Consider the following 23,687-nt stretch of genomic DNA (forward strand, 5'->3'; position numbering starts at 1 on the left):
GGGACGGACTCCTGCTACAGGCTGAACAGGCGAACGGCCACCGGGGATCCGGCTGGCATGCCACGGGCTTCCAGCTTGTCGTAGAGTTTTTCGAGCTGGGTGAAGATCGCCACGAACGACGCCTCGGTGAGCGGACGCATATTGTCGTCGACCAGTTGCGCGCCCATGCGTTGCGCGAGGCTGTAGCCGTATTCGCAAACCGTCTTGAACGGCTTGATTTCCTGCGGCGCCTGCGGCACGTCCAGCAACAGCGTGATCTGGCGGCCCGCGTTGAGCGTCAGGTCATCGCGCAGGAAATTGGTGTCGCCGAACTGCAGCGTAAACAGCGGCTTCTGCACGCCGTCGGCATCGGGTTCGTAGCGGATGAAACGCGTGCCGTCGCGCGACAGCACGAGGCCGTCCTGCGTGGCCACGGTCTGCACATAGGCGGCGGACCACGGCGCGCCGTCCGAGATGACATTGACGCCAAGCTGCACATCGGCCCCTGCGGCAAAGCCGTCCAGCTCGCGCGCGTTGGCCACGGTTTCGGTCATGTCGGGCAGATCGGCCGACGCATCGAGCGATTCGGCGAGCGCCTCCACGGCGTTGACGAACTCGGAGAATTCCAGCGCGTTGAGCGGACCGCTGCGATTGGCCAGTTGCACCGCCACTTGCAGGTCTTCGTATTGATGGCCGGCCGTCACGGCTTCCCAGGCGTTGGTTTCCGCGCGCAGGCCTTCGATGTGCACCTGCTTGGTTCCGGCGCGGCGCAGGCGGCCCGTCAACGGCAGGATCCGGTCCCCCGAGGCCTTGCGTTCGAGATGCATCGGCACGATGCAGTCGATCAGCGGATCGATCAAGGCGGGCGTGGGCTGGCCGTCCGGCACCGCGGGCTCGGCCTTGGCGCTTGGCTGTCCGCTGGCCTGCGCGTGCGCTTCGGCGCGGCTGTCCGCGTGAGTTTCCGAATGGGCCTCGGAATGGGCGTCCTGACGTGTGTCCGCATGCGCATCCGCTTGCGCGGCTGCACCGGCTTCGGCGTGCCCGGCGGCTACCGCCACCTCGTCGGCCACGATCTCGTCGGCATCGGCCGAACCAGCGGCGGCGTGCGCGGCCACGGTCGCCGTGGCGACATCGGCCGGATCGTCGCGTTCCGGCTGCATACCCTTGCCGGCCTGACCCAGCGTGGGCTCGCGGCGCGATACGTGTTCGGGCGGCGCTTCCTTGAGCCTCGCCTGCGTCTCGGGCTGCGTGGTCTTGCCGACCACCGGCTCGCGCATCGGCGGCAGGTCATCCTCGGGCATCAGCGGGCGCACGCGGCGCGCCTTGTGAATCTGCCAGCGGTTATAGGCCACCAGCAACAGCAGCAATACAACCCCCGCGATGATCAGTGCGTTTTGCAGTTCCATCTTAAGCGGCCTCCGCCATCGATACGGCTGCATCCATGTCCACCGCCACGATGCGCGAAACACCCTGTTCCTGCATCGTCACGCCAATCAGTTGATGGGCCATCTCCATCGCAATCTTGTTATGGGAAATAAATACGAACTGGGTCTTGTCCGACATGCGCGCCACCATATTGGCGTAGCGCTCGGTATTGGCGTCGTCCAGCGGCGCATCGACCTCGTCGAGCAAGCAGAACGGCGCCGGATTGAGCTGGAACATCGCAAACACCAGTGCAATTGCCGTCAGCGCCTTTTCGCCGCCGGACAGCAGGTGGATCGTCGAATTCTTCTTGCCCGGCGGCTGCGCCATGACCTGCACGCCGGCGTCGAGAATTTCCTCGCCAGTCATGATTAGGCGCGCCTGCCCGCCGCCGAACAGCGACGGGAACAACTCGCCAAAGTGATGATTGACCTGATCGAACGTGCCTTGCAGCAGCGCGCGCGTTTCCTGGTCGATCTTGGCGATGGCGTCTTCCAGCGTGTTGATGGCGTCCGTCAGGTCGGCCGACTGCGCGTCGAGGAAAGTCTTGCGCTCGCGCGCGGCGGCGAGTTCGTCCAGCGCGGCCATGTTGACCGGTCCCAAGGCGTTGATGGCGTTGTTCAGGCGCGTGACTTCGCCCTGCAGGTACGACGGCTTGAGGTCCGCCGTCAGTTTTTCGGCCAGCGCGGCCTCGTCCACTTCGGCCGTGGCCAGTTGCTCGGTGAATTGCTCCTGGTTCAGGCGCGCCGCCTGTTCCTTGAGCTGGCATTCGGTGATGCGGTCGCGCAGCGGCTGCAGGCTGCGCTCGGCGGCCAGCCGCTGTTCATCGAACTGGCGCAGTTGCGCCGACAGCGCATCGAGTTCGATGCGCGCGGCGGACAGCTTCTGCTCCTTTTCGGCGCGGATCTCGAGCGCTTCCTGCAGCCCGGTATTGGCGGTCTGCTCGTTGATGGTCTCGAGTTCCGCGCGCGCGTTTTCGAGCGATTCCGCGATGCGTTCGCTCTGATCGCCGGCCATCTGGATATTGCGGCGCAATTCGTCGATGCGTCCGGCCAGGTTGCGCTCGGCAAACAGCGCTTCCTGCGCGGCGCGCTCCAGATCGCGCAATTGCTGACGGGCGCCGGCCAGCTTGGCATCCATCGCATCGAAGGCCATCTGCTGGTCTTCATGCGACGCCTGCAGCTCGGCCAGTTGCGCGTCGTGCTGCTCGAACGCGGCCTCGGACTCGGCGCGGATGGCGCGCTGCTCATCGATCTGCGCATCGATTTCGGCCAGTTCCTCGCGGATCTGTCCGCTGCGCGCGGAAAAACGCTCCATCGCCTGCGACAGCTTGAGCACATCCATCTGCAGCGCATGCACGCGGCGCGTAGCCTGTTCGGCGCGCGCACGCGCATCGATCAGCGCCGTGGCCGCATGCGTGTACGCCGCTTCGGCGCGCACCGATGCCGACTTGGCCTCATCGGCCAGCAGATTCTGCGCGCGCGACTGCTTCTGCAGGTTCTCGATCTCCTGCTCGCGCGCCAGCATGCCGGCCTGCTCGGAATCGGCGGCATAGATCTGGATCGCATTGCGGCCGATCAGATGGCCATCGGCGACCACGAACTGCGCGCCTTCGGGCAGCGACTGGCGCGCGGCCAGCGCCTGCGCCATGTCGGTGGCCGTGTAGACATCGGCCAGCCAATCCTGCATGACGGCGCGGATGCCGGGCTCGGTGATCTGCAGCAGCGACATCAGCGGACGCAAGCCCGCCGGGGTCTCCACCGGACGCGCGGCGGCCGGCGGCGTGTAGAACGCGAGCTTGGCCGGCGGCGCATCCGACAGGAACGCCTTGACCCAGTCCAGGTTGGAAACTTCCAGCGCGGCGAGTTTTTCGCGCAGCACCGATTCGAGCGCGTTTTCCCAGCCCGGTTCGATGTGTACCTTTTTCCAGAGCCGCGGCAGTTCTGCCAGACCATGGCGCTCGAGCCACGGCTGCACCTTGCCATCGGTCTGCACGTTTTCCTGAAGCTGACGCAGCGCGGCGAGGCGTGCGTCCAGCGCCGCGATCGCACCGGCTTCGCTCTGCACGCGCTCCTGCGCGGCGCGGCGCTCGGCGTCCAGGCGCGGCACCGCTTCCTCGCAATCCATCAGCACGGCCTGCGCTTCCTCGAGCATGGCCTCCTGCTCGGCCAGGTCGACGCGCAATTCTTCCAGGCGCACTTCGTCCGGGCGGTCCAGGCTCTTTTCCTCGCCCTGCAGACGTTCCTTGCGCTGCTCCAGCTGCTGCAGCAGCTGATTGGCGTTGCGTTGCTGCGCGGCTTCCAGCTTGAGCGCCTGCTCGGCCTGCATGATGCCGCCACGCTGGTCGTTGAGCATGGTCTGCGCATCGCGCCACTGCGCTTCCAGCGTCGGCAGCTCATCGCTCTTCTGTGCGACGGTTTCCTGCGCCTCGATGGTGCGGGCCTCGGCCAGCGCCAGGTTTTCCTCGGCCTGCGCCAGCTCTTCGCTGGCCTGGTCGGCCTTGCCCTGCCACTGTTCGCGCTGCGCGCTCAGGGCCGCGATCTGTGCCTGCAGACGGTTGCGCGACTCCACCACGTAGCGGATTTCGGCCTCGAGCTTGCTGACTTCGGCGTTGGCCTCGTACAGCGCGCCCTGCGCCGCGTGCATGCCATCGGACGCCGCGTAGTGCGCCGCGCGCATCGTTTCGAGCTCCGCTTCGACATGGCGCAGCTGCGCGGTCTGGGCTTCGAGGTCGATCTGGGCCTGCTCGATGGCGCGTGCATGGCGTTCCTGCTCGGCCTGCGCCTCGCGCTTGCGCAACAGCCACAGCAGGTGCTGCTTTTCTTCGCCTTCGGCTTGCAACTGCTTGAAGCGCTGCGCCACTTCGGCCTGGCCTTCGAGCTTTTCGAGGTTGTTGCCCAGTTCGCGCAGGATGTCTTCCACGCGGGTCAGGTTTTCGCGCGTGTCACCGAGGCGATTTTCGGTTTCGCGGCGGCGTTCCTTGTACTTCGACACGCCGGCGGCTTCTTCGAGGAAGATCCGCATGTCGTCGGGCTTGGCCTCGATGATCCGCGAGATCATGCCCTGCCCGATGATCGCGTAGGCGCGTGGCCCAAGGCCCGTGCCCAGGAAGATGTCCTGGATGTCCTTGCGTCGCACGGCCTGATTGTTGATGTAGTACGAGGACGTGCCGTCGCGCGTGAGCACGCGCTTGACGGCCACTTCGGCGTACTGGCTCCACTGGCCGGCCGCGCGGCCTTCGGCGTTGTCGAACACCAGCTCCACGCTGGCGCGCCCCGCGGGCTTGCGCGCGGTGGAGCCGTTGAAAATCACATCCTGCATGGATTCGCCACGCAACTCAGACGCGCGTGACTCACCAAGCACCCAACGCACCGCATCGATAATGTTGGATTTACCGCAGCCGTTGGGACCTACGATGCCGACCAATTGGCCGGGCACTTGAAAATTGGTGGGATCGACGAAGGACTTGAAGCCCGCCAGCTTGATCGAGGACAGTCGCACGGTTGTCGTGTGGTTTGGGCGATACGAGAAATGGAAAGGCCGGGCCGATGCCAGAGTCCGCGGCCGGACGTGACGCCAGCGCCGCAAATCACTCCCGGAGCCCGTGAGATTGGCGGTAATCATACCATCGCCAATCGCCCCTCCGGACGCTTTCTCGACCGTTGCGCGCATCATGAACACGCTGCCTGGCGCTACGAAAAACCTTTTTACATTCGCAACTTGCATGAGTTGCTGCAAGTATTTTCTAGTCCGTAAAACTGTTTCATGAAAACGTCATCGCACTAAATCCAACGGAAACTTCCTAGGGTTAGTGCTAGTCTCTGCAAATGCCTGCGTGATCCCGGAGGCCCTCTACGGGAAGCGCTCTCCCCGCCGCTCGGCCTCGACAAACACTGTCCGCCAACCCGAGCGGCCAGTCTGAAGCCTGATTGCAATCGGTACAGCAGCCTGGAGGACCCAGCATGACCGCACCATCATCGGCGCCAGTTTCCGCTGATCTCCCGTGGTCGATTTCGGACATCGACTACTCGTCCATCGATATCGCCAAGGTGCGGGACGATCGCACCCTGTTCTACCTGCTGACCGCGGCGTCGTTCATCGAAAGCGGCTCCGACACCTACGCAGGCAATCTCGCCCAGTACTACGCCGATGTGCCCGACGCCGCCGAATGGCTGTCCGACCATTGGGAAAGCGAGGAACTGCAGCACGGACGCGCCCTGCGCCACTACGTCGCGCACGTCTGGCCCGAATTCAATTGGGAGCGCGGCTACCAGCGCTTCTTCGAGGAATACAGCAAGACCTGTTCGATCGACAATTTCGAGCGCTCGCAGGCGTTGGAAATGGCGGCGCGCTGCGTGGTGGAAACCGGCACCGCGACGTATTACCGCGCACTCGAGCAGGCCACCGACGAGCCGGTGCTGCGCGACCTGACGCGCCGCATCGCCAATGACGAAGTCCGCCACTACAAGCATTTCTTCCGCCATTTCAATGCGCTTGCCGACCGCGAGCGGCTGGGGCGCACGCGGGTGCTGGCGGCGCTGGCGCGGCGCCTGCTGGAAATCAAGAACGAAGACGCCGAGATTGCGTTGCGCAACGTGCTGCGCATCGAGCAGGACCGCGAGGACGTATCCGAGCACGAGGTCCGCGCGCTCAATTCGCGCTGCAGCGCCGTGGTGCGCCGCCATCTTCCGCTCGAAATGACGGTCAAGATGCTGCTGCGGCCGCTGCACCTGCACGCCCGATTCGAAAGTTTTGTACGGCGGCCGATCGTCGCCATGGTGTCGCGCGTGATGTTGTATTGACATCCGCCGCGCCCCGCCCGGGGCGTGCCTTTTTGCGCGGATTCCGCAGGTAGGGGCGATACGCGGCATTCCTTTATAATGCTGCGTTTCAACCGCCCCGCCGCCAGCCACCGTGAATCCGCGCCTCGACCTGCTCCAGACCTATCCCTTCGAGAAACTGCGCGTGCTGGTGGCCGACGTGAAACCCGCCGACAAGCCTGCCATCAGCTTTGGCATCGGCGAGCCCAAGCATCCGACACCCCAGTTCATCAAGGACGCCATGACCGCGTCGCTGTCGGGCCTGGCCGTGTATCCGGCCACCGCCGGCACCGATGCGCTGCGCCAGACCATCGCGGGCTGGCTGGAGCGCCGCTATCGCCTGCCGAAAGTCGATGCGGCCACCGAGGTACTGCCGGTCAGCGGCTCGCGCGAAGCGCTGTTCGCGTTCGCCCAGACCGTGATCGACGCCAGCAAGCCCGATCCGCTGGTGCTTTGCCCCAATCCGTTCTACCAGATCTACGAAGGCGCGGCCCTGCTGGCCGGCGCGCGCCCGGTGTTCGCCAACAGCGATCCGGCGCGCAATTTCGCGCCGGCGTTCGACCAGATCGGCGCCGATGTCTGGCCCAACGTGCAATTGCTCTATGTGTGCTCGCCGGGCAATCCGACCGGCGCAGTGCTGTCGCTCGAAGACTGGAAGCAACTGTTCGAGCTGTCGGACCGCTATGGTTTCGTGATCGCCTCCGACGAGTGCTATTCGGAAATCTATTTCGACGAGGCCACGCCGCCGCTGGGCGCGCTCGAAGCCGCCCACCGTCTGGGCCGCGGGTTCGAGCGGCTGGTGATGTTCTCGAGCCTGTCCAAGCGCTCGAACGTGCCGGGCCTGCGCTCCGGCTTTGTCGCCGGCGACGCGGCAATCCTCAAGAAATTCCTGCTATACCGTACCTATCACGGCGCGGCGCTCAATCCCGCGGTGCAGGCGGCCAGTGTGGCGGCGTGGAACGACGAGGCGCATGTGCGCGAAAACCGCGCGGCGTACGTGCGCAAGTTCGCCCAGGTCACGCCGATGCTCGCCGAAGTGCTCGACGTGCAAATGCCCGATGCCGCCTTCTATCTCTGGGCCGACGTCTCGCGCACCGGCCTGAGCGACACCGAGTTCGCGGTGCGGCTGCTGGCCGAACAGAACGTCGCGGTGCTGCCGGGCAGCTACCTGGCACGCGACGCGCACGGCGTGAATCCCGGCACACAGCGCGTACGCATGGCGCTGGTGGCCACGCCCGACGAATGCCTGGAAGGCGCGCGCCGGATTGTCGAATTCTGCAAATCGCTTGGCTGACCCGGCCCGCGCACCGATTGCTTTACTGAACGCCCAGGCGCCGGGGCGCATGTCCCGACGCCGCATCTCCTACACAAATCAACACTGAGAAACTCGCCATGACGCAAGCTCTGCAAGCCCTGATCGACCAGGCCTGGGAAGACCGCACCAGCCTGTCGCCGAAGTCCGCCCCGAACGATATCCGCGAAGCGGTCGCCAACGTGATTTCGCAGCTGGATGCCGGCACGCTGCGCGTGGCCGAGAAGCAAGGCGCCGACTGGATCGTCAACCAGTGGGTCAAGAAGGCCGTGCTGCTGTCGTTCCGCCTGGAAGACAACGCGCCAATGAGCGCCGGCGGTTTCGCCCAGTTCTACGACAAGGTGCCGACCAAGTTTGCCAACTGGAGCCAGGAAGACTTTGCACGCGCGGGCTTCCGCGTGGTGCCGCCCGCCGTGGCGCGCCGCGGTTCGTTCATCGCGCGCAATGCGGTGCTGATGCCGTCGTACGTGAACATCGGCGCCTATGTCGATGAAGGCACCATGGTCGACACCTGGGCCACGGTCGGTTCGTGCGCGCAGATCGGCAAGAACGTGCACCTGTCCGGCGGCGTCGGCATCGGCGGCGTGCTGGAGCCGCTGCAGGCCAACCCGGTCATCATCGAGGACAACTGCTTCATCGGCGCGCGTTCGGAGGTGGTGGAAGGCGTGATCATCGAAGAAAACTCGGTGATCTCGATGGGCGTGTACCTGGGCCAGTCGACCAAGATCTACGACCGCGAAACCGGCGAGATCCACTATGGCCGCGTGCCGGCTGGCTCGGTGGTGGTGGCGGGCAACCTGCCGTCCAAGGATGGCAAGTACAGCCTGTACTGCGCCGTGATCGTGAAGAAGGTCGACGCGCAAACCCGCGCCAAGACCAGCCTGAACGACCTGCTGCGCGGCGACTGATCCCGCCAGCCGGTTGACGCAATCGCCGCCGGGCCATCCCCGGCGGCTGGAAGTCCCGCCGATGCCATCCCTTCGCAAGCGACTCATGGCCCTCGATCCCGCCACTGTCAGTACCGTGCTCTCCCTGCTGCCGACCATTCTCGAACAGGCCAACAAGACCATCGAGAAGCTCAAGAAAGGCAAGCGCCGGGACGATGGCGCGCAGCCTGACGCAACGGAGCCGCGCGACCCGGCCGTCCGCATCGCGGAGCTGGAGGCGGCGGCCGTGCAGCAGGCCGAGTCGGTCAAGATGCTGGCCGAACAGCATGCCATCACGATCGAGGCGCTGCGCCGCGAGGCCGCGCGCCTGGACCGGCGCCTGCGGCTGATGACCGCCGTGGCCATGGCTGGCGTGGCGCTCGGCCTGGGCGGACTGGTGATCGCCCTCAACCTGCTTTTCCGCTAACCCGGCCCCTCGCCAGGCCGCCGACCCGCACCACCATCATGACCGTCCTGCTTTACGGCATTCCCAATTGCGACACCGTCAAGAAGGCCCGCACGTGGCTGGATGCGAACGGCGTGGCATTCACGTTCCACGATTTCAAGAAGCAAGGCGTCGACGAAAAGATGCTTCGCGCGTGGCTCAGGCACGTACCGCTGGCCACGCTGCTCAACAAGAAGGGCACCACCTATCGCGCGCTGTCCGATGCCGACAAGGCAAAGGCCGAAAGCGAGGCCGGCGCGATCGCACTGATGCAGGCCAGCCCTTCGCTGATCAAGCGCCCCGTGCTGGACCGCGACGGCCAGGTCAGCGTCGGGTTCTCCGCCGACGCCTACGCCGCGCTGTTCTGACGTTTCTTGCTCCACCCTGCCCCATGAATCCGACCCTTGCCCTGACCGAAGACCTGATGCGCCGCCGCTCGGTCACCCCCGCCGACGAAGGCTGCCAGGCCGTGCTGCAGGCGCGCCTGTCCGCGCTTGGCTTTACCTGCGAAAACATCGTCAGTGGCCCTGACAGCTTCCGTGTGACCAACCTTTGGGCGGTCAAGCGCGGCACGCAAGGCGCCGCCGGCAAGCTGCTGGCGTTCGCCGGACACACCGACGTGGTGCCCACCGGCCCAATCGAGCAATGGTCGTCCGATCCGTTCGAGCCGACGCACCGCGACGGCAAGCTCTACGGCCGCGGCGCCGCCGACATGAAGACGTCGATTGCCGGCTTCGTGGTGGCGTGCGAGGAGTTCATCGCCAGCCATCCCGACCACGCCGGCTCGATCGCTTTCCTGATCACCAGCGACGAGGAAGGTCCTGCGCATGACGGCACGGTGAAGGTGGTGGAGGCGCTGCAGGCGCGCGGAGAACGCCTCGACTACTGCGTGGTGGGCGAGCCCACGTCGGTCGACACGCTGGGCGACATGGTCAAGAACGGCCGGCGCGGCTCGCTGTCGGGCAAGCTGACGATCCAGGGCGTGCAAGGCCACATTGCCTACCCGCACCTGGCGCGCAACCCGATCCATCTGGCCGCGCCCGCGCTGACCGCGCTCGTGAACGAAACCTGGGACCAGGGCAACGAGTATTTCCCGCCGACCACCTGGCAGATGTCGAACATCCACGCCGGTACCGGCGCCACCAACGTGATTCCGGGCCACGTCACGATCGATTTCAATTTCCGCTTCTCGACGGCCAGCACGCCCGACGGCCTGAAGTCACGCGTGCATGCGATTCTCGACCAGCACGGCCTGCAGTACACGCTGGACTGGACGCTCGGCGGAGAACCGTTCCTGACGCCGCGCGGCGATCTCTCCGAAGCGATGGCCGCTGCCATCGCGGCGGAAACCGGCGTCACCACCGAGCTGTCGACCACGGGCGGCACGTCCGACGGCCGTTTCATCGCCAGGATCTGCCCGCAGGTGATCGAGTTCGGCCCGCCCAACGCCAGCATCCACAAGATCGACGAACACGTGGAAGTGCGCTTTATCGAGCCGCTGAAGAATGTCTATCGTGGCGTGCTCGAACGCCTGATCGCCTGATCGCTGGAGCGACACCCGCCATGCCTACCCCATCCCCTCTGCAAACCGTCCGCGACCTGCTGCGCCTGGCGGTGTCGCGCTTTACTGCCGCCAAGCTGTCGTTTGGCCATGGCAGCGCCAACGCCTACGACGAAGCGGCCTATCTGGTGCTGCATACGTTGAGCCTGCCGCTCGATACGCTCGATCCGTTTCTCGATGCACGACTGCTGCCCGAAGAAATCGATGCGGTGCTGAAGGTGATCGACCGTCGCGTCACCGAACGCGTGCCGGCCGCCTACATCACGCATGAAGCGTTCATGCACGGCTTGCGCTTCTACGTCGATTCCCGCGTGATCGTGCCACGCAGCTTTATCGGCGAATTGCTGCAGGACGGTCTGCAGCCGTGGCTTGGCGACGTCGAGGAGATTGGCCCGGTACTGGAGCTGTGCACGGGGTCTGGCTGCTTGCCGATCATCGCCGCGCACGTCTGGCCCAATGCGCATGTCGATGCCGTCGATATCTCGTCCGATGCGCTCGCCGTGGCGCGCCGCAATGTGGCCGACTACAAGATGGAGGATCGCATCGCGCTCTATCAGGGCGATCTCTACGCGCCGCTGCCGTCGGGCGCCACGTACGACGTGATCCTGACCAATCCGCCCTATGTGAACGAGCAGTCGATGCGCGACCTGCCGGCCGAATACCTGGCCGAGCCGCGCATCGCGCTGGCTGGCGGTGACGACGGCATGGACATCGTCCGCCGTATCGTTGCCGGGGCGAAAAAGCGCCTGAATCCGGGCGGCGTGCTGGTGGTGGAAATCGGCAATGAACACGCCAACGTGCAGGCTGCGTTCCCGGAGCTCGATATCGTGTGGCTGTCGGTCAGTGCCGGCGACGATCAGGTGTTCCTGGTCACGTACGACGCATTGCCCGACTGAGCGGAGCGGATCGCCCCCTGCGCGCGCCGGCGCAGGCGAAACATCCGGTCGCCCAATAAAACGCGCCATGAGTGATCATGGCGCGTTTTCGTTTGGCAAGGCGCGCGCAATGGCGCGTCACATGCCGCCAGGGCCGACCGAGTAGATCGTGCCGTTGGACGACACCTGGTAGTAGTCGGCGCCAACCCCCACCCAGTGATAACCCTTCTTCGGCGCGGGCAGGTTGTAGTCCTTGTACTTGTCGATCACGTATTGCCGGTCACGGAACTCGGTGGGCAGCTTTTGCCCCTTGCTCCATTTCTGCGGCGTATACGGCGATTGCGCGCCCATCGGCATGCTGCCGCTGCTGCCGGATTGCATCCCTTGCTGCATACCGGGCTCCATGCCCTGCTGCATCGATCCGGGGCGCGATGGCGCCATGCCGCGTGGCGGGGTGCCGCCACGTGCCGGCGGCATCGGCGTGGCCGACGGTGGCATCGCGCCAGCCTGTCCGGGCGACGGCATCGGGGTCGGGCCCGACGGCTGGTTCTGGCCCGGCATCGGTTGCATCTGGCCCTGCATCGGCTGTTGCTGCTGCGCCTGCGCGAACGGCATGGTCAGCAGACCGGCGGCGACCATGACGGCGGGTATTAACGTCTTCGTTTTCATCGTGATCTCCTCACAGATGGAACACGGCAGACTGCCCGCGAACCGGACAGCCCCAACCAAGCTTAGTAGCAATTGCGGGGCCCGCATTGTCAGATATGCGGAAATCGTCCGAACAATGACGTTTTTTGCCAATCGATTCAGGTACTTGGGCCACCGCGGTGAAATCGGCGCAAGTCCGCGTGCCCGTTCCCGAATGCTGGCGCACGCAGATTCGGCCAGTATCGTGTGTAGCAATTTCCGCGACCGTGCTGCGGCGCGGCACATCTTCTTCTTGCGGCCATGCTGAAAGTTTCCTAGAAATTGGTCAGACCGCTTGACCATTTGTCCGCTGCTCGCCCGGGAAACCCCATGCCGCTTCAGCAGATCGAACCGCGTCGCCTGTACCGCCAGATTGCCGACCAGTTGCGACGGCTGATCGAAGGCGGCGAGTTTCCGGTGGGGTCGCGCCTGCCGCCCGAGCGCGACCTGGCGGCGCAACTTGGTGTGTCACGCCCATCGGTGCGCGAGGCGTTGATCGCGCTGGAAGTGGAAGGGCTGGTCGAAGTGCGGATGGGCTCCGGCATCTACGCCTGCGCCGCGGACCCCGCGCCGCTCGCCACGCCCGCCGGCAGCGTGGTGGCCGAGCCGCCTTTGGATGTCATCCGCGCGCGCCAGACCATCGAGGGCGAAATGGCCGCTAACGCCGCGCGCCAGTGCACGCCCGCGCTGCTCGATGCGCTGGCCGCATCGGTGGCCATGATGGAAGAAGAGGCCGCCGGGGGCAATATTCCCGTGCGCGGCGATCGCCTGTTCCACCTGCGCATCACGGAAGTTTCCGAGAACGCCGTGCTGTCGCGGCTGGTAGCCGAGCTGTTCGACGAACGGCACAACCCGCTGTTCGCGCAGTTCGGCAGCCATTTCGAGAACGCGGAAAGCTGGTCCGCCGCCATCGCCGAGCATCGCGCCGTGATCGCCGCAATCGCGTCGGGCTCGCCGGACGCGGCGCGCGCCGCAATGTGCGATCACCTCGAACAATCGCACAACCGTTTCTACGCCGCGTGGCCCGGCCATGCCGACGGCGCGACGCAACCCGCGCCATCAGCGCCAGCCGGCCCGACGTCTCCGGCACGCCAGCGGCGCAGGAAATCCGCGAAGGCCGATGTCGGCGCCAACACGCTCAGCGAGGAATCGTGATGTCCCTGACCTGCCATATCCACGCCAGCGAAGACCTGCGCTTCAGCGATGTCGTCCCCGTCGCGCCCGGCCCGCACGAGGTGCTGGTTCGCCTGGGCGCCGCCGGTATTTGCGGATCGGACCTGCATTACTACTTCCACGGCAAGGTGGGCGCATTTGTGATCAAGGAGCCGCTGACGCCAGGGCATGAGGCGTCGGGCATTGTCGAAGCCGTGGGTGGCGCCGTGACGCGCGTCGCGCCCGGCGTCAAGGTCGCCATCAATCCGTCGCACGCATGCGGCCAATGCGATTACTGCCGCACCGGGCGCGACAACCTTTGCCGCAACATGCGCTTCCTGGGCAGCGCCAGCATCTATCCGCATGTGCAGGGCATGTTCCGCCAGCACTTCCTGATGCACGAGCAACAGCTCACGCCTGTGGACGCCGACATCTCGCTGGGCGAGCTTGCCTTCGCGGAACCATTGTCGGTGGCGCTGCATGGCGTCAATCGCGCGGGCGAACTACTCGGCAAGACCGTGCTCGTAACCGGCGGCGGCACTATCGGCAGCCTGACGGTGATGGCGGCGCGCCTCGCAGGCGCGGCGCGCATCGTGGTGTGCGATATCGCCCAGCGTCCGCTCGATGTGGCACGCGCGGTCGGCGCCGACGAAACCATCCAGACATCGCAGGTCAGTCCCAACGCACTGCGCGATATTGCCGACGTCAGCCTCGAAGCCGCGGGCAGCGCGGCCGCGCTTGGCACCTGCCTGGCTGCCACGCGCCGCGGCGGGCGCATCGTCCAGGTCGGCACGCTGCCGGCCGAAGGCCTGCGTTTTCCGGCCAACGACATCATGGCGCGCGAACTCGACTACGTCGGCGCCTTCCGTTTTGGCCGCGAGTTCGACTGGTCGGTGCGCTATCTGACCAGCCGGCGGCTCGATGTACGCCCGCTGCTGTCGGCACAACTGCCGCTGGCGCAGGCCGTGGACGCCTTCCATCTGGCGGCCGACAAATCCCGCAGTACCAAGGTGCAGTTGACTGGCTGAGGCGAGCGCCTCGCAACCGACCGGCCCGACCGACAACGCCATACCAACAAGGGCCGGCGGCTTCAACCAAAAACAGGAGACAACCCATGATGCGAATCCGCCGGCAGTTCTCGTGCATGCTCGGTGCGGGCGTGCTGCTCGCCGCCACTGCGTTCTGCACGCCCGTCCTGGCGCAACAGGCGCCGATCAAACTCAAGTGGGCGCACGTGTACGAGACCTCGGAGCCGTTCCACAAGTGGTCGGTATGGGCCGCCGATGAAATCAAAAAGCGCAGCAACGGCAAATATCAGATCGATGTCTTCCCCGCGTCGCAGCTCGGCAAGGAAAACGATATCAACCAGGGCCTGGCGATGGGCACGGTGGACATCATCATCTCCGGCTCGAGTTTCGCGGCCAAATCGTTTCCGCGTATCGGCGTGACGTACTACCCGTACACGTTCCGCGATCCGGCGCATCTGCTGGCCTATACGAAGAGCGACATCTACCGGGAACTGACCACTGGCTACGAACAGAAAACCGGCAACCATATCGTGGCGACCACGTACTACGGCACACGCCAGTCCACCTCGAACAAGCCGTTCTCGCATTGCGCGGAAATGAAGGGCCTGAAGATGCGCGTGCCCGATGTGCCCGCCTATCTGGCGATGCCGCGCGCGTGTGGCGTCAACACATCGCCGATTGCGTTTGCGGAGGTCTATCTGGCCCTGCAGAACGGTACGGTCGAAGCGCAGGAAAACCCGCTGACGACCATCGAGGCAAAGAAGTTCTATGAAGTGCAGAAGTACATCGTGCTGACCGGCCATATCGTCGATCACCTCAACACGGTGATTTCCGGATCGCTGTGGAAGCGGCTGTCGGAACCGGAGCGCAAGATGTTCGGCGAGGTGGCGCAGGAAGCCGCCGCCCGCGCGAGCGCCGACGTGGAAGCGCGCGAAAAGGAACTGGTCGCCGTGTTCAAGCAGAAAGGCCTCACGGTCACTCCGGTCAGCGTGCCCGAATATCGCGACGCCGTGCTCAAGAACGTGAGCTTCGAATCGCAGGGATATCGCCAGGCCGATTGGGAAAAGATCCAGGCGGTGCGCTAGTCGCGCGCCAGGCCACTTCGCCCTTCCCCGGGCCCTGTCCCGCAGCACTGCCCTGCCCTTCAGCAGAACGGAGCCGATGCGATGCAAATGCGATCCCAAGCCATGGACGGCAATGCGCCCGCCCAGCCGCCGTCCGAAGGCGCGCCGCACATGTCCTCGGTCGAGGAAATCGTCCAGAGTTTCGAAGAGGCCGATGCGCAACCGGTGGACCTGTCTGGCTACGCTGCCGAGGACTGGTTCAACTTCGGCTTGTTCTGGCTGATGACACTGCTGGTCTTCCTGCAGTTCTTCACGCGCTACGTGATGAACGATTCGCTGGCGTGGACCGAGGAACTGGCCACCTACTGCCTGATCGGCGTGGTGTTTATCGGCGCATCGATGTGCGTGCGCAAGAGCCGCCATATCCAGGTGGACCTGCTGTATCGCTACCTGCCGCACCGCCCGGCGCGCGCGCTGTCGACGCTGGTCGACGTCGTGCGCACGGCTTTCCTCGGCTATGCGGTGTATCTGGTCTGGCGCTTCATCGGCATCGTCGGCGACGAGCCGATGACCACCGTCGCGTGGAACAAGAGCTACGTCTACTGGCTTGCTCTGGCCGGCTTCGTGCTGATGACCGCGCGCTCGCTGCAGGTGACGTGGCAGAACTGGCGTAACGGATATTCGATCCTGGAACGCCCCGCGGCGTTCGATGCGCTGGACAACTGAGGAGCAGCGGCAATGTGGATCCTGATTGCATCGTTTCTGCTGTTGATGCTGGTGGGCATGCCGGTCGCGATGTCGATGGCGCTGGCGTCGCTGCTCTATATCTGGGCCAGCGGCACGGCGCCCGACGTCATCCTGGCCCAGCGCATGATCGCCGGCGTCGAGAGCTTTCCGCTGCTGGCCGTGCCGTTCTTCATCCTCGCCGGCAACCTGATGAACGTGGCCGGCATCACCGGGCGCATCTACAACTTTGCCGTGGCGCTGGTCGGCTGGATGCGCGGCGGGCTCGGCCACGTCAACATCATCGGCTCGGTGATCTTTTCCGGCATGAGCGGCACGGCCATCGCCGACGCGGCGGGGCTGGGCACGATCGAGATCAAGGCGATGAAGGACCACGGCTACGAAACCGAATTCGCGGTGGGCGTGACCGCCGCATCGGCCACGCTCGGCCCGATCATTCCGCCATCGCTGCCGTTCGTGATCTACGGGATGATGGCCAACGTCTCGATCGGATCGCTATTCCTGGCTGGCATCGTTCCGGGGCTGGTGCTGACGCTGTTCATGATGGCGACGGTGGCGTGGATCGCGCACCGGCGCGGCTGGGGCGGCGACACCGCGTTTTCGTGGAAGCTGCTCCGCGCCGCCTCGATGGAAATCGTCGTGGTGCTGGCGTTCCCGCTGGCGATCTGGCTGGCCGTGTCGGCCGGCGTATCGACCAATACGGCCGCGATGATCGCGCTGGTGGTGCTGCTGGCGCTCGACTGGTATTTCGATTTCTCGGCCGTGATGGCGCTGATGGCGCCGGTGATCCTGATCGGCGGCATGACGCTCGGCTGGTTCACGCCCACCGAGGCGGCCGTCGCCGCCGTGATATGGGCGCTGTTCCTTGGCCTGGTGCGCTACCGGTCGATGACGATGCGCGCGCTGGCGCGCGCCACGCTGGACACCATCGAGACCACTGCGTCGGTGCTGTTCATCGTCACGGCTGCGTCGATCTTCGCGTGGCTGCTGACGACCAGCCAGGCCGCGCAGGCGCTGACCGACACGATCCTCGGTTTCACGCACAACAAATGGGTGTTCCTGCTGCTGGCCAATGTGCTGATCCTGATCGTCGGCTGCTTCATCGACACCACGGCGGCCATTACCATCCTTGTACCGATCCTGCTGCCGATCGTGCTCAAGCTCGGCATCGACCCGATCCACTTCGGGCTCATCATGACGCTGAACCTGATGATCGGCCTGCTGCATCCGCCGCTGGGCATGGTGCTGTTCGTGCTGGCGCGCGTGGCCCGGCTGTCGGTGGAGCGCACCACCATGGCGATCCTGCCCTGGCTCGTGCCGCTGTTCTTGACGCTGATCGCCATCACCTACGTGCCGGCCATCACGCTGTGGCTGCCCGGCCTGGTGGGCAGCAAATGACAACGATCACTCATGTCGATCTGATCCAGGTGGATCTGACCCCGCCGGTGGCGCGCTCCGATGCCATCCAGTCGTTCGCCACGCAGGAAACGCCGCTGGTGCGCATCCGCTGCGCGGACGGCAGCGAAGGTATCGGCTACAGCTACACGATCGGCACCGGCGGTTCGTCGGTCATGGCGCTGCTGCGCGACCATCTCGCGCCGCAGCTGATCGGCCGCGATCCGGCACCTATCGAGTCCATCTGGCGCGACCTGCTGTTCAGCACGCACGCCACCTCGGTGGGCGTCATCACCAGCCTGGCGCTGGCCGCCATCGATACGGCGCTGTGGGACTGGCGCTGCCGCCGCGACAACCAGCCGCTGTGGCTGGCCGCGGGCGGCGCCCAGTCGCGCGTGCCGGTCTACTCGACCGAGGGCGGCTGGCTGCATCTGTCGCAGCGGGCGCTGGTGGAACAGACGCTGGCCGCGCGCGAAGCCGGATTTCTCGGCGCGAAGATCAAAGTAGGCAAGCCGCAACTGGCCGACGACATCGAGCGGCTCCACGCGGTGCGCGAGGCGGCCGGTGCGCATTTCGCGCTGATGATCGACGCCAATCAATGCTTCACCGCGTCCGAAGCGGTGCGACGCGCCGCGCATTTTTCCGGGCTTGGGCTGGGCTGGTTCGAAGAGCCGCTGCCCGCCGACGATCTGGCCGGCCATGTGCGGCTGGCTGCGTCCACGCATCTGCCGATCGCCGTGGGCGAGTCGCTGTATTCGATCGGCCAGTTTGCCGATTACCTGCGCCTCGGCGCGTGCTCGATCGTGCAGGCCGATGTGGCGCGCATCGGCGGTATCACGCCGTGGCTCAAGGTGGCGCATCTGGCCGAGGCGTGCAACGTCCCGATCTGCCCGCATTTCCTGATGGAACTGCATGTGTCGCTGTGCGCGGCCGTGCCCAACGCGGCGTGGCTCGAATACATCCCGCAACTCGACGCGATCGCGCACAGCCGCGTGGCAATCATCGATGGCCACGCCCGGCCGCCCGATGCGCCGGGACTTGGCATCGCGTGGGACTGGCCCGAAATCGAGCGCCGCGCCAAGGCGCGCGCGAGCGTTTCCTGAACCGCTTACGCTTATCAAGGAGCTATCCATGTCGAATCGACTCGCCGGCAAGACGGCGCTGGTCACGGCCGCCGGACAAGGCATCGGCCGCGCCACGGCCGAGGCATTCCTGCGCGAGGGCGCACAGGTCATCGCTGCCGATATCAACGCCGAAACCCTGGCCGGACTGGCCGCGCTGCCGGGCTGCCGCACGCTGCGGCTCGATGTGACCGACGGCGCCGCTGTCGACGCCTCCGCGCGCGAAACGGGCCGCATCGACGTGCTGTTCAACGGCGCGGGGTTCGTGCATCACGGCACGATCCTCGAGTGCGATGCCGAGGCTTTCGACTTCTCGATGAACCTGAACGTGCGCGCGATGTATCGCATGATGCGCGCGTTTTTGCCGGCGATGCTCGACGCCGGCGGCGGATCGATCATCAACATGGCGTCGGTGGCGGGCAGCATCAAGGGCGCGCCCAACCGCTTCGTGTACGGCGCGACCAAAGCCGCCGTGATCGGCATGACTAAGGCGGTGGCCGCGGATTTCATCACGCGCGGCATCCGCTGCAATGCCATCTGCCCGGGCACCGTCGAATCGCCTTCGCTGCGCCAGCGCATCAGCAATCAGGCGGCCGCCAGCGGCAAGACGCTGGCGCAAGTGGAAGCCGATTTCATCGCGCGCCAGCCGATGGGACGCATTGGCACCGCTGCCGAAATCGCCGCGCTGGCCGTGTACCTGGCATCCGACGAATCGGCCTTCACCACCGGCACCGCGCAGATCATCGACGGCGGCTGGTCCAACTGAGCGGCCCTACAACACAGGCCCAGAACAACGCAGGCCCCAAACAGGAGTGGCGCATGTCAGCCGCACCCGCCGCGATCCGGATCCATCCCGCCGATGATATCGTCATCGCCTGCCGGCAGTTACTGCCCGGCACCGTATTGCCCGAGGAAGGCATCACCGTGGCCGGCATGGTGCCGCCCGGTCACAAGGTGGCCGTGCGTGCCATCGCAGCGGGCGCGCCGGTGCGCCGCTACAACCAGATCATCGGCTTTGCGCGCCAGGCCATCGTACCGGGCCAGCACGTCCATACGCATAATTTGGCGATGGGCGATTTCGCGCGCGACTACGCGGCCGGCAGCGACGTCCACGCGACGCCCGCCGCCAGCGATGCCGCCACGTTCGACGGCATCGTGCGCGCCGACGGCCGCATCGCCACGCGCAACTACATCGGCATCCTGACATCGGTAAATTGCTCGGCCACCGTAGCACGTGCAATCGCCGATCACTTCCGGCGCGACATCCACCCCGAGGCGCTCGAAGCGTTTCCCAACATCGACGGCGTGGTGGCGCTCACGCACGGCGCGGGCTGCGCCACCGACAGCGATGGCGAAAACCTGCGCGTGCTGCGCCGCACGCTGGCCGGCTATGCGCGCCATGCCAATTTTGCCGCCGTGCTGGTGGTGGGACTCGGCTGCGAGACCAACCAGATCGACGCGCTGCTCGACGAACCGGGCATGGCGGCGCTGGCTGCCGGCACGCGCTTCCATAGCTTTAATATCCAGGACACGGGCGGCACCGCAAAGACCGTGGCGCGCGGCATCGGCATCGTGCAGGCGCTGCTTGACGACGCCAACCGCGTCACCCGCCAGCCGGTTTCGGCCAGCCATCTCGTGGTCGGGCTGCAATGCGGCGGGTCGGACGGCTATTCGGGCATCACGGCCAATCCCGCGCTGGGCGCGGCGGTGGACCTGCTGGTGGCGCAGGGCGGAACGGCGATCCTGTCGGAGACGCCCGAGATCTACGGCGCCGAACATCTGCTCACGCGCCGCGCCGTATCGCCCGACGTGGCCGCACGCCTGATCGCGCGCATCCGCTGGTGGGAGCAATACACCGCGCGCAATGCTGGCAGCATGGACAACAACCCATCGGCCGGCAACAAGGCCGGCGGCCTGACCACGATCCTCGAAAAATCGCTTGGCGCGGTGGCCAAGAGCGGGACGACGAATCTGGTCGACGTCTACGAGTTCGCCGAACCGGTCCGCGCGCATGGGCTGGTGTTCATGGATACGCCCGGCTACGACCCGGTGTCGGCAACCGGCCAGGTGGCGGGCGGAGCCAACCTGATCTGCTTCACCACGGGGCGCGGATCGGCCTATGGCTGCGCGCCGTCGCCATCGTTGAAGCTGTCCACCAACAACGCGCTGTGGCAGCGGCAGGGCGAGGACATCGACATCAATTGCGGCGACATCATCGACGGCGCGTCGACCATCGCCGAGAAAGGCGCCGAGATTTTCCGGCTGATGCTCGATACCGCGTCGGGCCGCAAGACCCGCAGCGAAATCCACGGTTACGGCCAGAACGAATTCGTGCCCTGGACGCTGGGCGCGGTGATGTAACGGTTACGTCTTTCCCTATCCGGAGACCTGCATGAAGATCACCAAGGCGCGCGTCATTGTGTGTAGCCCGGGCCGCAACTTCGTCACGCTCAAGATCGAAACCGATGAAGGACTGACGGGCATTGGCGACGCCACGCTCAACGGCCGCGAACTGGCGGTGGTCAGCTATCTGCAGGACCACGTGATTCCGTGCCTGATCGGCCGCGATCCGCACCAGTCCGAAGACATCTGGCAATACCTGTACCGTGGCGCGTACTGGCGGCGCGGCCCGGTGACGATGAGCGCGATTGCGGCGGTGGATACCGCGCTGTGGGACATCAAGGCCAAGGCCGCCAATCTGCCGCTGTACCAGTTGCTGGGCGGCAAGAGCCGGACCGGCGTGATGGTCTATGGCCACGCCAACGGCAGCGACATCGCGCACACCGTCGACGAAGTGCTGCGCTACAAGGAAATGGGCTACAAGGCGATCCGCGCGCAATCGGGCGTGCCGGGACTCAACAAGGTCTACGGCGTATCGCGTGACCGCTTGTTCTACGAGCCGGCCGACGCCGACCTGCCGTCCGAACACGACTGGAGCACCGAGCGCTATCTGGAACACACCCCGCGGCTGTTCGAGGCGGTGCGCGAAGCGGTCGGCCCGGACATCCACCTGCTGCACGACGTGCACCATCGCCTCACGCCGATCGAGGCGGCGCGGCTCGGCAAGTCGCTGGAACCGTATCGCCTGTTCTGGATGGAGGACGCCACGCCGGCCGAGGACCAGCGCGCGTTCCGCCTCATCCGCCAGCACACGGTCACGCCGCTGGCCGTGGGCGAGATCTTCAACAGCGTCTGGGATTGCAAGACGTTGATCGAGGAGCAACTGATCGACTACATCCGTGCCACGGTCGTGCACGCGGGCGGCATCACGCATTTGCGGCGCATTGCCGACTTCGCGGCGATGCATCAGGTACGCACCGGCTGCCATGGCGCCACCGACCTGTCGCCGGTGTGCATGGGTGCGGCGCTGCATTTCGATATCTGGGTGCCCAACTTCGGCATCCAGGAATACATGCGCCATACCGAGGAAACCGACGCGGTCTTCCCGCACGCCTACACGTTCGCCGACGGCATGCTGGCGCCAGGCGATACGCCGGGCCACGGCGTGGAGATCGACGAAACGCTGGCCGCGAAGTACCCTTACCAGCGTGCGTATCTGCCCGTGAACCGGCTCGCGCACGACGGCACGTTGTGGCACTGGTAGGAGAGGACCATGAGCGATATCACGCAATTGCCACGGCTGCATCCGGACCGGCTCGGCGCGCTGCCCGCCGCGGTGCGACGGCCAGCCTATCCGCGCGAGCAACTGCGCGCAGGCATCGTGCATCTGGGCGTGGGCGCGTTTCATCGCGGCCACCAGGCCGAGATCACCGAGACCGCCATCGAGGCCGCCGGTGAGCGCGGATTGCAGTGGGGCATCGTTGGCGTATCGCTGCGTCGGCCCGATACGCGCGACGCGCTCAAGGCGCAGGACGGTCTCTATACACTGTCGCTGCGCAGCGCCGATACCGAGCAGTTGCGCGTGATTGGCGCATTGATCGATGTGCTGGTCGCCGAAGAAGACCCCGAGGTGGTGCTCGACCGCATCGCCCATCGCGATACGCGCATCGTCAGCCTTACTGTCACCGAGAAGGGCTATTGTCACGATCCCGCCACGGGCGCGCTGAACCGCGAGGATCGCGGCATCGTCGAAGACCTGTCCGGCTCCGCGCATCCGGTTACGGCGATCGGCTACCTGGCGCGCGGCCTGCAGCGCCGCATGGAACGCGGCCTTGGCCCGGTGACGCTGCTATCGTGCGACAACCTTGCCAGCAACGGCGACACGCTGCGCGGCGTGCTGCTGGCGTTCTGCGCCGAGATTGATCCCGCACTGCGCGATTGGGTTGCGGCGCGCTGCACGTTTCCCAATTCGATGGTCGACCGCATCGTGCCGAAGACGACGGCCGACGATATCGCGCGCGTATCGGGCGCGCTGGGGCGCTACGACGCATGGCCCGTGGTCGGTGAACCGTTCTTCCAATGGGTCATCGAGGAGCGCTTCGCAGCGGGCCGACCCGATTGGGAAGCAGGCGGCGCGCAGTTCGTCGCCGACGCCAAGCCGTTCGAAGTTCTCAAGCATCGCCTGGTCAACGGCAGCCAGTCGATGATGGCGTACATGGGCGTGCTGGCGGGCTGGCCCACCACCGACCGCGTGATCGCACAACCGGCCGTGCGCACGTTCATCTCCGACACCATGGCGCGCGAAACACAGCCCACCTTGCCGCCGTTGCCCGGGCTCGACGTCGACGCATATCGCGCCAGCCTGCTGCCGCGTTTCACCAACCCTGCGCTCGGGCATCGCACGCGGCAGATCGCCATGGACGGTTCACAGAAAATTCCGCAGCGCCTGCTTGCGCCGATCCGCGAGCGCATCGCGGCCGGGTTGCCGTTTCCGCGCCTGGCGCTGGGCGTGTCCGCCTGGCTGCATTTCCTGCGCGGTTACGACGAAGCTGGCAACGCGTTCCCGATCGAAGACCCACTGGCTCAGCCGCTGGCTGCCGCCATGGCGCAGGCGGCACGCGACACCGAAAAGCTGTTCGATGCACATGCGCGCGAGCGGGCGCGCGTGCGCATCATCGCCGGCTTCGCGCCGGTGTTTGGCGATCTGGGCCAGTCGCGCGAATTTGTCGATACCGTGGCTACGCAACTCGAAGCGCTATGCGCATATGGCGTCACAGGCGCCCTGACCCGCATCAACCAGACGGCATAAACGGCGC

20 protein-coding genes are annotated in these 23,687 nt (G+C 65.8%); 17 read left to right on the top strand and 3 right to left on the bottom strand.

Going from position 1 to position 23,687, the window contains the following annotated elements; all coding sequences use genetic code 11:
• Positions 1-14: 14 nt before the first annotated feature.
• On the bottom strand, positions 15-1,385 hold the full coding sequence (locus AC1RKI_RS23210) for a cell division protein ZipA C-terminal FtsZ-binding domain-containing protein (RefSeq protein ID WP_492797304.1): 1,371 nt from the start codon (positions 1,383-1,385) through the stop codon (positions 15-17).
• A 1-nt stretch (position 1,386) separates the two neighbouring features.
• Positions 1,387-4,902, bottom strand: coding sequence for a chromosome segregation protein SMC (gene smc / locus AC1RKI_RS23215; protein ID WP_492797302.1), 3,516 nt, complete (start codon positions 4,900-4,902; stop codon positions 1,387-1,389).
• Between the two features lie 461 nt (positions 4,903-5,363).
• On the opposite strand from smc, the gene AC1RKI_RS23220 reads away from it, so the two are divergent.
• The 7 genes from AC1RKI_RS23220 to prmB all read left to right on the top strand — a co-directional run bounded on the left by AC1RKI_RS23220 (position 5,364) and on the right by prmB (position 11,361).
• On the top strand, positions 5,364-6,203 hold the full coding sequence (locus AC1RKI_RS23220) for a ferritin-like domain-containing protein (protein ID WP_492797300.1): 840 nt from the start codon (positions 5,364-5,366) through the stop codon (positions 6,201-6,203).
• 112 nt (positions 6,204-6,315) lie between these two features.
• A complete protein-coding gene (gene dapC, locus AC1RKI_RS23225; RefSeq protein WP_150979221.1) occupies positions 6,316-7,515 on the top strand; it encodes a succinyldiaminopimelate transaminase in 1,200 nt (399 codons plus the stop codon).
• A 98-nt stretch (positions 7,516-7,613) separates the two neighbouring features.
• On the top strand, positions 7,614-8,441 hold the full coding sequence (gene dapD, locus AC1RKI_RS23230) for a 2,3,4,5-tetrahydropyridine-2,6-dicarboxylate N-succinyltransferase (RefSeq protein ID WP_061959429.1): 828 nt from the start codon (positions 7,614-7,616) through the stop codon (positions 8,439-8,441).
• An 85-nt stretch (positions 8,442-8,526) separates the two neighbouring features.
• On the top strand, positions 8,527-8,886 hold the full coding sequence (locus tag AC1RKI_RS23235; protein WP_223505753.1) for a hypothetical protein: 360 nt from the start codon (positions 8,527-8,529) through the stop codon (positions 8,884-8,886).
• Positions 8,887-8,924: 38 nt separating this feature from the next.
• On the top strand, positions 8,925-9,272 hold the full coding sequence (locus AC1RKI_RS23240) for an arsenate reductase (protein ID WP_227459369.1): 348 nt from the start codon (positions 8,925-8,927) through the stop codon (positions 9,270-9,272).
• A 23-nt stretch (positions 9,273-9,295) separates the two neighbouring features.
• Entirely contained in the window at positions 9,296-10,447 is a 1,152-nt protein-coding gene (gene dapE, locus AC1RKI_RS23245) for a succinyl-diaminopimelate desuccinylase (protein ID WP_061959432.1), read from the top strand.
• 20 nt (positions 10,448-10,467) lie between these two features.
• Entirely contained in the window at positions 10,468-11,361 is an 894-nt protein-coding gene (prmB, locus tag AC1RKI_RS23250; RefSeq protein WP_061959433.1) for a 50S ribosomal protein L3 N(5)-glutamine methyltransferase, read from the top strand.
• A 117-nt stretch (positions 11,362-11,478) separates the two neighbouring features.
• Here prmB and AC1RKI_RS23255 read toward each other — a convergent pair whose 3' ends face one another.
• A complete protein-coding gene (locus AC1RKI_RS23255; RefSeq protein ID WP_233473805.1) occupies positions 11,479-12,009 on the bottom strand; it encodes an RcnB family protein in 531 nt (176 codons plus the stop codon).
• A gap of 348 nt (positions 12,010-12,357) precedes the next feature.
• On the opposite strand from AC1RKI_RS23255, the gene AC1RKI_RS23260 reads away from it, so the two are divergent.
• The 10 genes from AC1RKI_RS23260 (at position 12,358) to AC1RKI_RS23305 (ending at position 23,680) form a co-directional block, all read left to right on the top strand.
• Positions 12,358-13,182: a FadR/GntR family transcriptional regulator gene (locus AC1RKI_RS23260; RefSeq protein ID WP_492797296.1), complete on the top strand. Its 825-nt coding sequence runs from the start codon at positions 12,358-12,360 to the stop codon at positions 13,180-13,182.
• A complete protein-coding gene (locus AC1RKI_RS23265; RefSeq protein ID WP_492797294.1) occupies positions 13,182-14,207 on the top strand; it encodes an L-idonate 5-dehydrogenase in 1,026 nt (341 codons plus the stop codon). The genes AC1RKI_RS23260 and AC1RKI_RS23265 overlap by 1 nt, the downstream gene beginning before the upstream one ends.
• Before the next feature lie 86 nt (positions 14,208-14,293).
• Positions 14,294-15,292, top strand: coding sequence for a sialic acid TRAP transporter substrate-binding protein SiaP (locus tag AC1RKI_RS23270; RefSeq protein WP_423782081.1), 999 nt, complete (start codon positions 14,294-14,296; stop codon positions 15,290-15,292).
• Positions 15,293-15,373: 81 nt separating this feature from the next.
• Complete coding sequence (locus AC1RKI_RS23275; protein ID WP_150979226.1) at positions 15,374-15,997, top strand: TRAP transporter small permease; 624 nt, start codon at positions 15,374-15,376, stop codon at positions 15,995-15,997.
• A gap of 12 nt (positions 15,998-16,009) precedes the next feature.
• Positions 16,010-17,413 (top strand): TRAP transporter large permease, encoded by a 1,404-nt coding sequence (locus AC1RKI_RS23280; protein WP_061959435.1) that lies wholly within the window; start codon positions 16,010-16,012, stop codon positions 17,411-17,413.
• Positions 17,410-18,513 (top strand): mandelate racemase/muconate lactonizing enzyme family protein, encoded by a 1,104-nt coding sequence (locus tag AC1RKI_RS23285; protein ID WP_492797291.1) that lies wholly within the window; start codon positions 17,410-17,412, stop codon positions 18,511-18,513. Before AC1RKI_RS23280 ends, AC1RKI_RS23285 begins: the two co-directional genes overlap by 4 nt.
• A 28-nt stretch (positions 18,514-18,541) precedes the next feature.
• Positions 18,542-19,297: an SDR family oxidoreductase gene (locus AC1RKI_RS23290; RefSeq protein WP_492797289.1), complete on the top strand. Its 756-nt coding sequence runs from the start codon at positions 18,542-18,544 to the stop codon at positions 19,295-19,297.
• Positions 19,298-19,350: 53 nt separating this feature from the next.
• A complete protein-coding gene (locus AC1RKI_RS23295) occupies positions 19,351-20,892 on the top strand; it encodes a UxaA family hydrolase (protein ID WP_150979230.1) in 1,542 nt (513 codons plus the stop codon).
• 31 nt (positions 20,893-20,923) lie between these two features.
• Entirely contained in the window at positions 20,924-22,135 is a 1,212-nt protein-coding gene (gene manD / locus AC1RKI_RS23300) for a D-mannonate dehydratase ManD (protein WP_492797287.1), read from the top strand.
• Positions 22,136-22,144: 9 nt separating this feature from the next.
• On the top strand, positions 22,145-23,680 hold the full coding sequence (locus AC1RKI_RS23305; protein WP_492797285.1) for a mannitol dehydrogenase family protein: 1,536 nt from the start codon (positions 22,145-22,147) through the stop codon (positions 23,678-23,680).
• The last annotated feature ends 7 nt before the right edge of the window (positions 23,681-23,687 follow it).

This window comes from Cupriavidus sp. GW822-FHT06G04, assembly GCF_058799075.1.

Excerpts from the sequence above, each read along its gene's own strand:
- AC1RKI_RS23285 (WP_492797291.1), top strand. The coding sequence starts at position 17,410 with ATGACAACGATCACTCATGTCGATCTGATCCAGGTGGATCTGACCCCG.
- AC1RKI_RS23295 (WP_150979230.1), top strand. The coding sequence starts at position 19,351 with ATGTCAGCCGCACCCGCCGCGATCCGGATCCATCCCGCCGATGATATC.
- AC1RKI_RS23265 (WP_492797294.1), top strand. The coding sequence starts at position 13,182 with ATGTCCCTGACCTGCCATATCCACGCCAGCGAAGACCTGCGCTTCAGC.
- AC1RKI_RS23280 (WP_061959435.1), top strand. The coding sequence starts at position 16,010 with ATGTGGATCCTGATTGCATCGTTTCTGCTGTTGATGCTGGTGGGCATG.
- AC1RKI_RS23290 (WP_492797289.1), top strand. The coding sequence starts at position 18,542 with ATGTCGAATCGACTCGCCGGCAAGACGGCGCTGGTCACGGCCGCCGGA.
- manD (WP_492797287.1), top strand. The coding sequence starts at position 20,924 with ATGAAGATCACCAAGGCGCGCGTCATTGTGTGTAGCCCGGGCCGCAAC.
- AC1RKI_RS23240 (WP_227459369.1), top strand. The coding sequence starts at position 8,925 with ATGACCGTCCTGCTTTACGGCATTCCCAATTGCGACACCGTCAAGAAG.
- AC1RKI_RS23305 (WP_492797285.1), top strand. The coding sequence starts at position 22,145 with ATGAGCGATATCACGCAATTGCCACGGCTGCATCCGGACCGGCTCGGC.
- dapD (WP_061959429.1), top strand. The coding sequence starts at position 7,614 with ATGACGCAAGCTCTGCAAGCCCTGATCGACCAGGCCTGGGAAGACCGC.
- AC1RKI_RS23210 (WP_492797304.1), bottom strand. The coding sequence starts at position 1,385 with ATGGAACTGCAAAACGCACTGATCATCGCGGGGGTTGTATTGCTGCTG.
- AC1RKI_RS23255 (WP_233473805.1), bottom strand. The coding sequence starts at position 12,009 with ATGAAAACGAAGACGTTAATACCCGCCGTCATGGTCGCCGCCGGTCTG.
- AC1RKI_RS23235 (WP_223505753.1), top strand. The coding sequence starts at position 8,527 with ATGGCCCTCGATCCCGCCACTGTCAGTACCGTGCTCTCCCTGCTGCCG.
- AC1RKI_RS23220 (WP_492797300.1), top strand. The coding sequence starts at position 5,364 with ATGACCGCACCATCATCGGCGCCAGTTTCCGCTGATCTCCCGTGGTCG.
- dapE (WP_061959432.1), top strand. The coding sequence starts at position 9,296 with ATGAATCCGACCCTTGCCCTGACCGAAGACCTGATGCGCCGCCGCTCG.
- prmB (WP_061959433.1), top strand. The coding sequence starts at position 10,468 with ATGCCTACCCCATCCCCTCTGCAAACCGTCCGCGACCTGCTGCGCCTG.
- AC1RKI_RS23260 (WP_492797296.1), top strand. The coding sequence starts at position 12,358 with ATGCCGCTTCAGCAGATCGAACCGCGTCGCCTGTACCGCCAGATTGCC.
- AC1RKI_RS23270 (WP_423782081.1), top strand. The coding sequence starts at position 14,294 with ATGATGCGAATCCGCCGGCAGTTCTCGTGCATGCTCGGTGCGGGCGTG.
- AC1RKI_RS23275 (WP_150979226.1), top strand. The coding sequence starts at position 15,374 with ATGCAAATGCGATCCCAAGCCATGGACGGCAATGCGCCCGCCCAGCCG.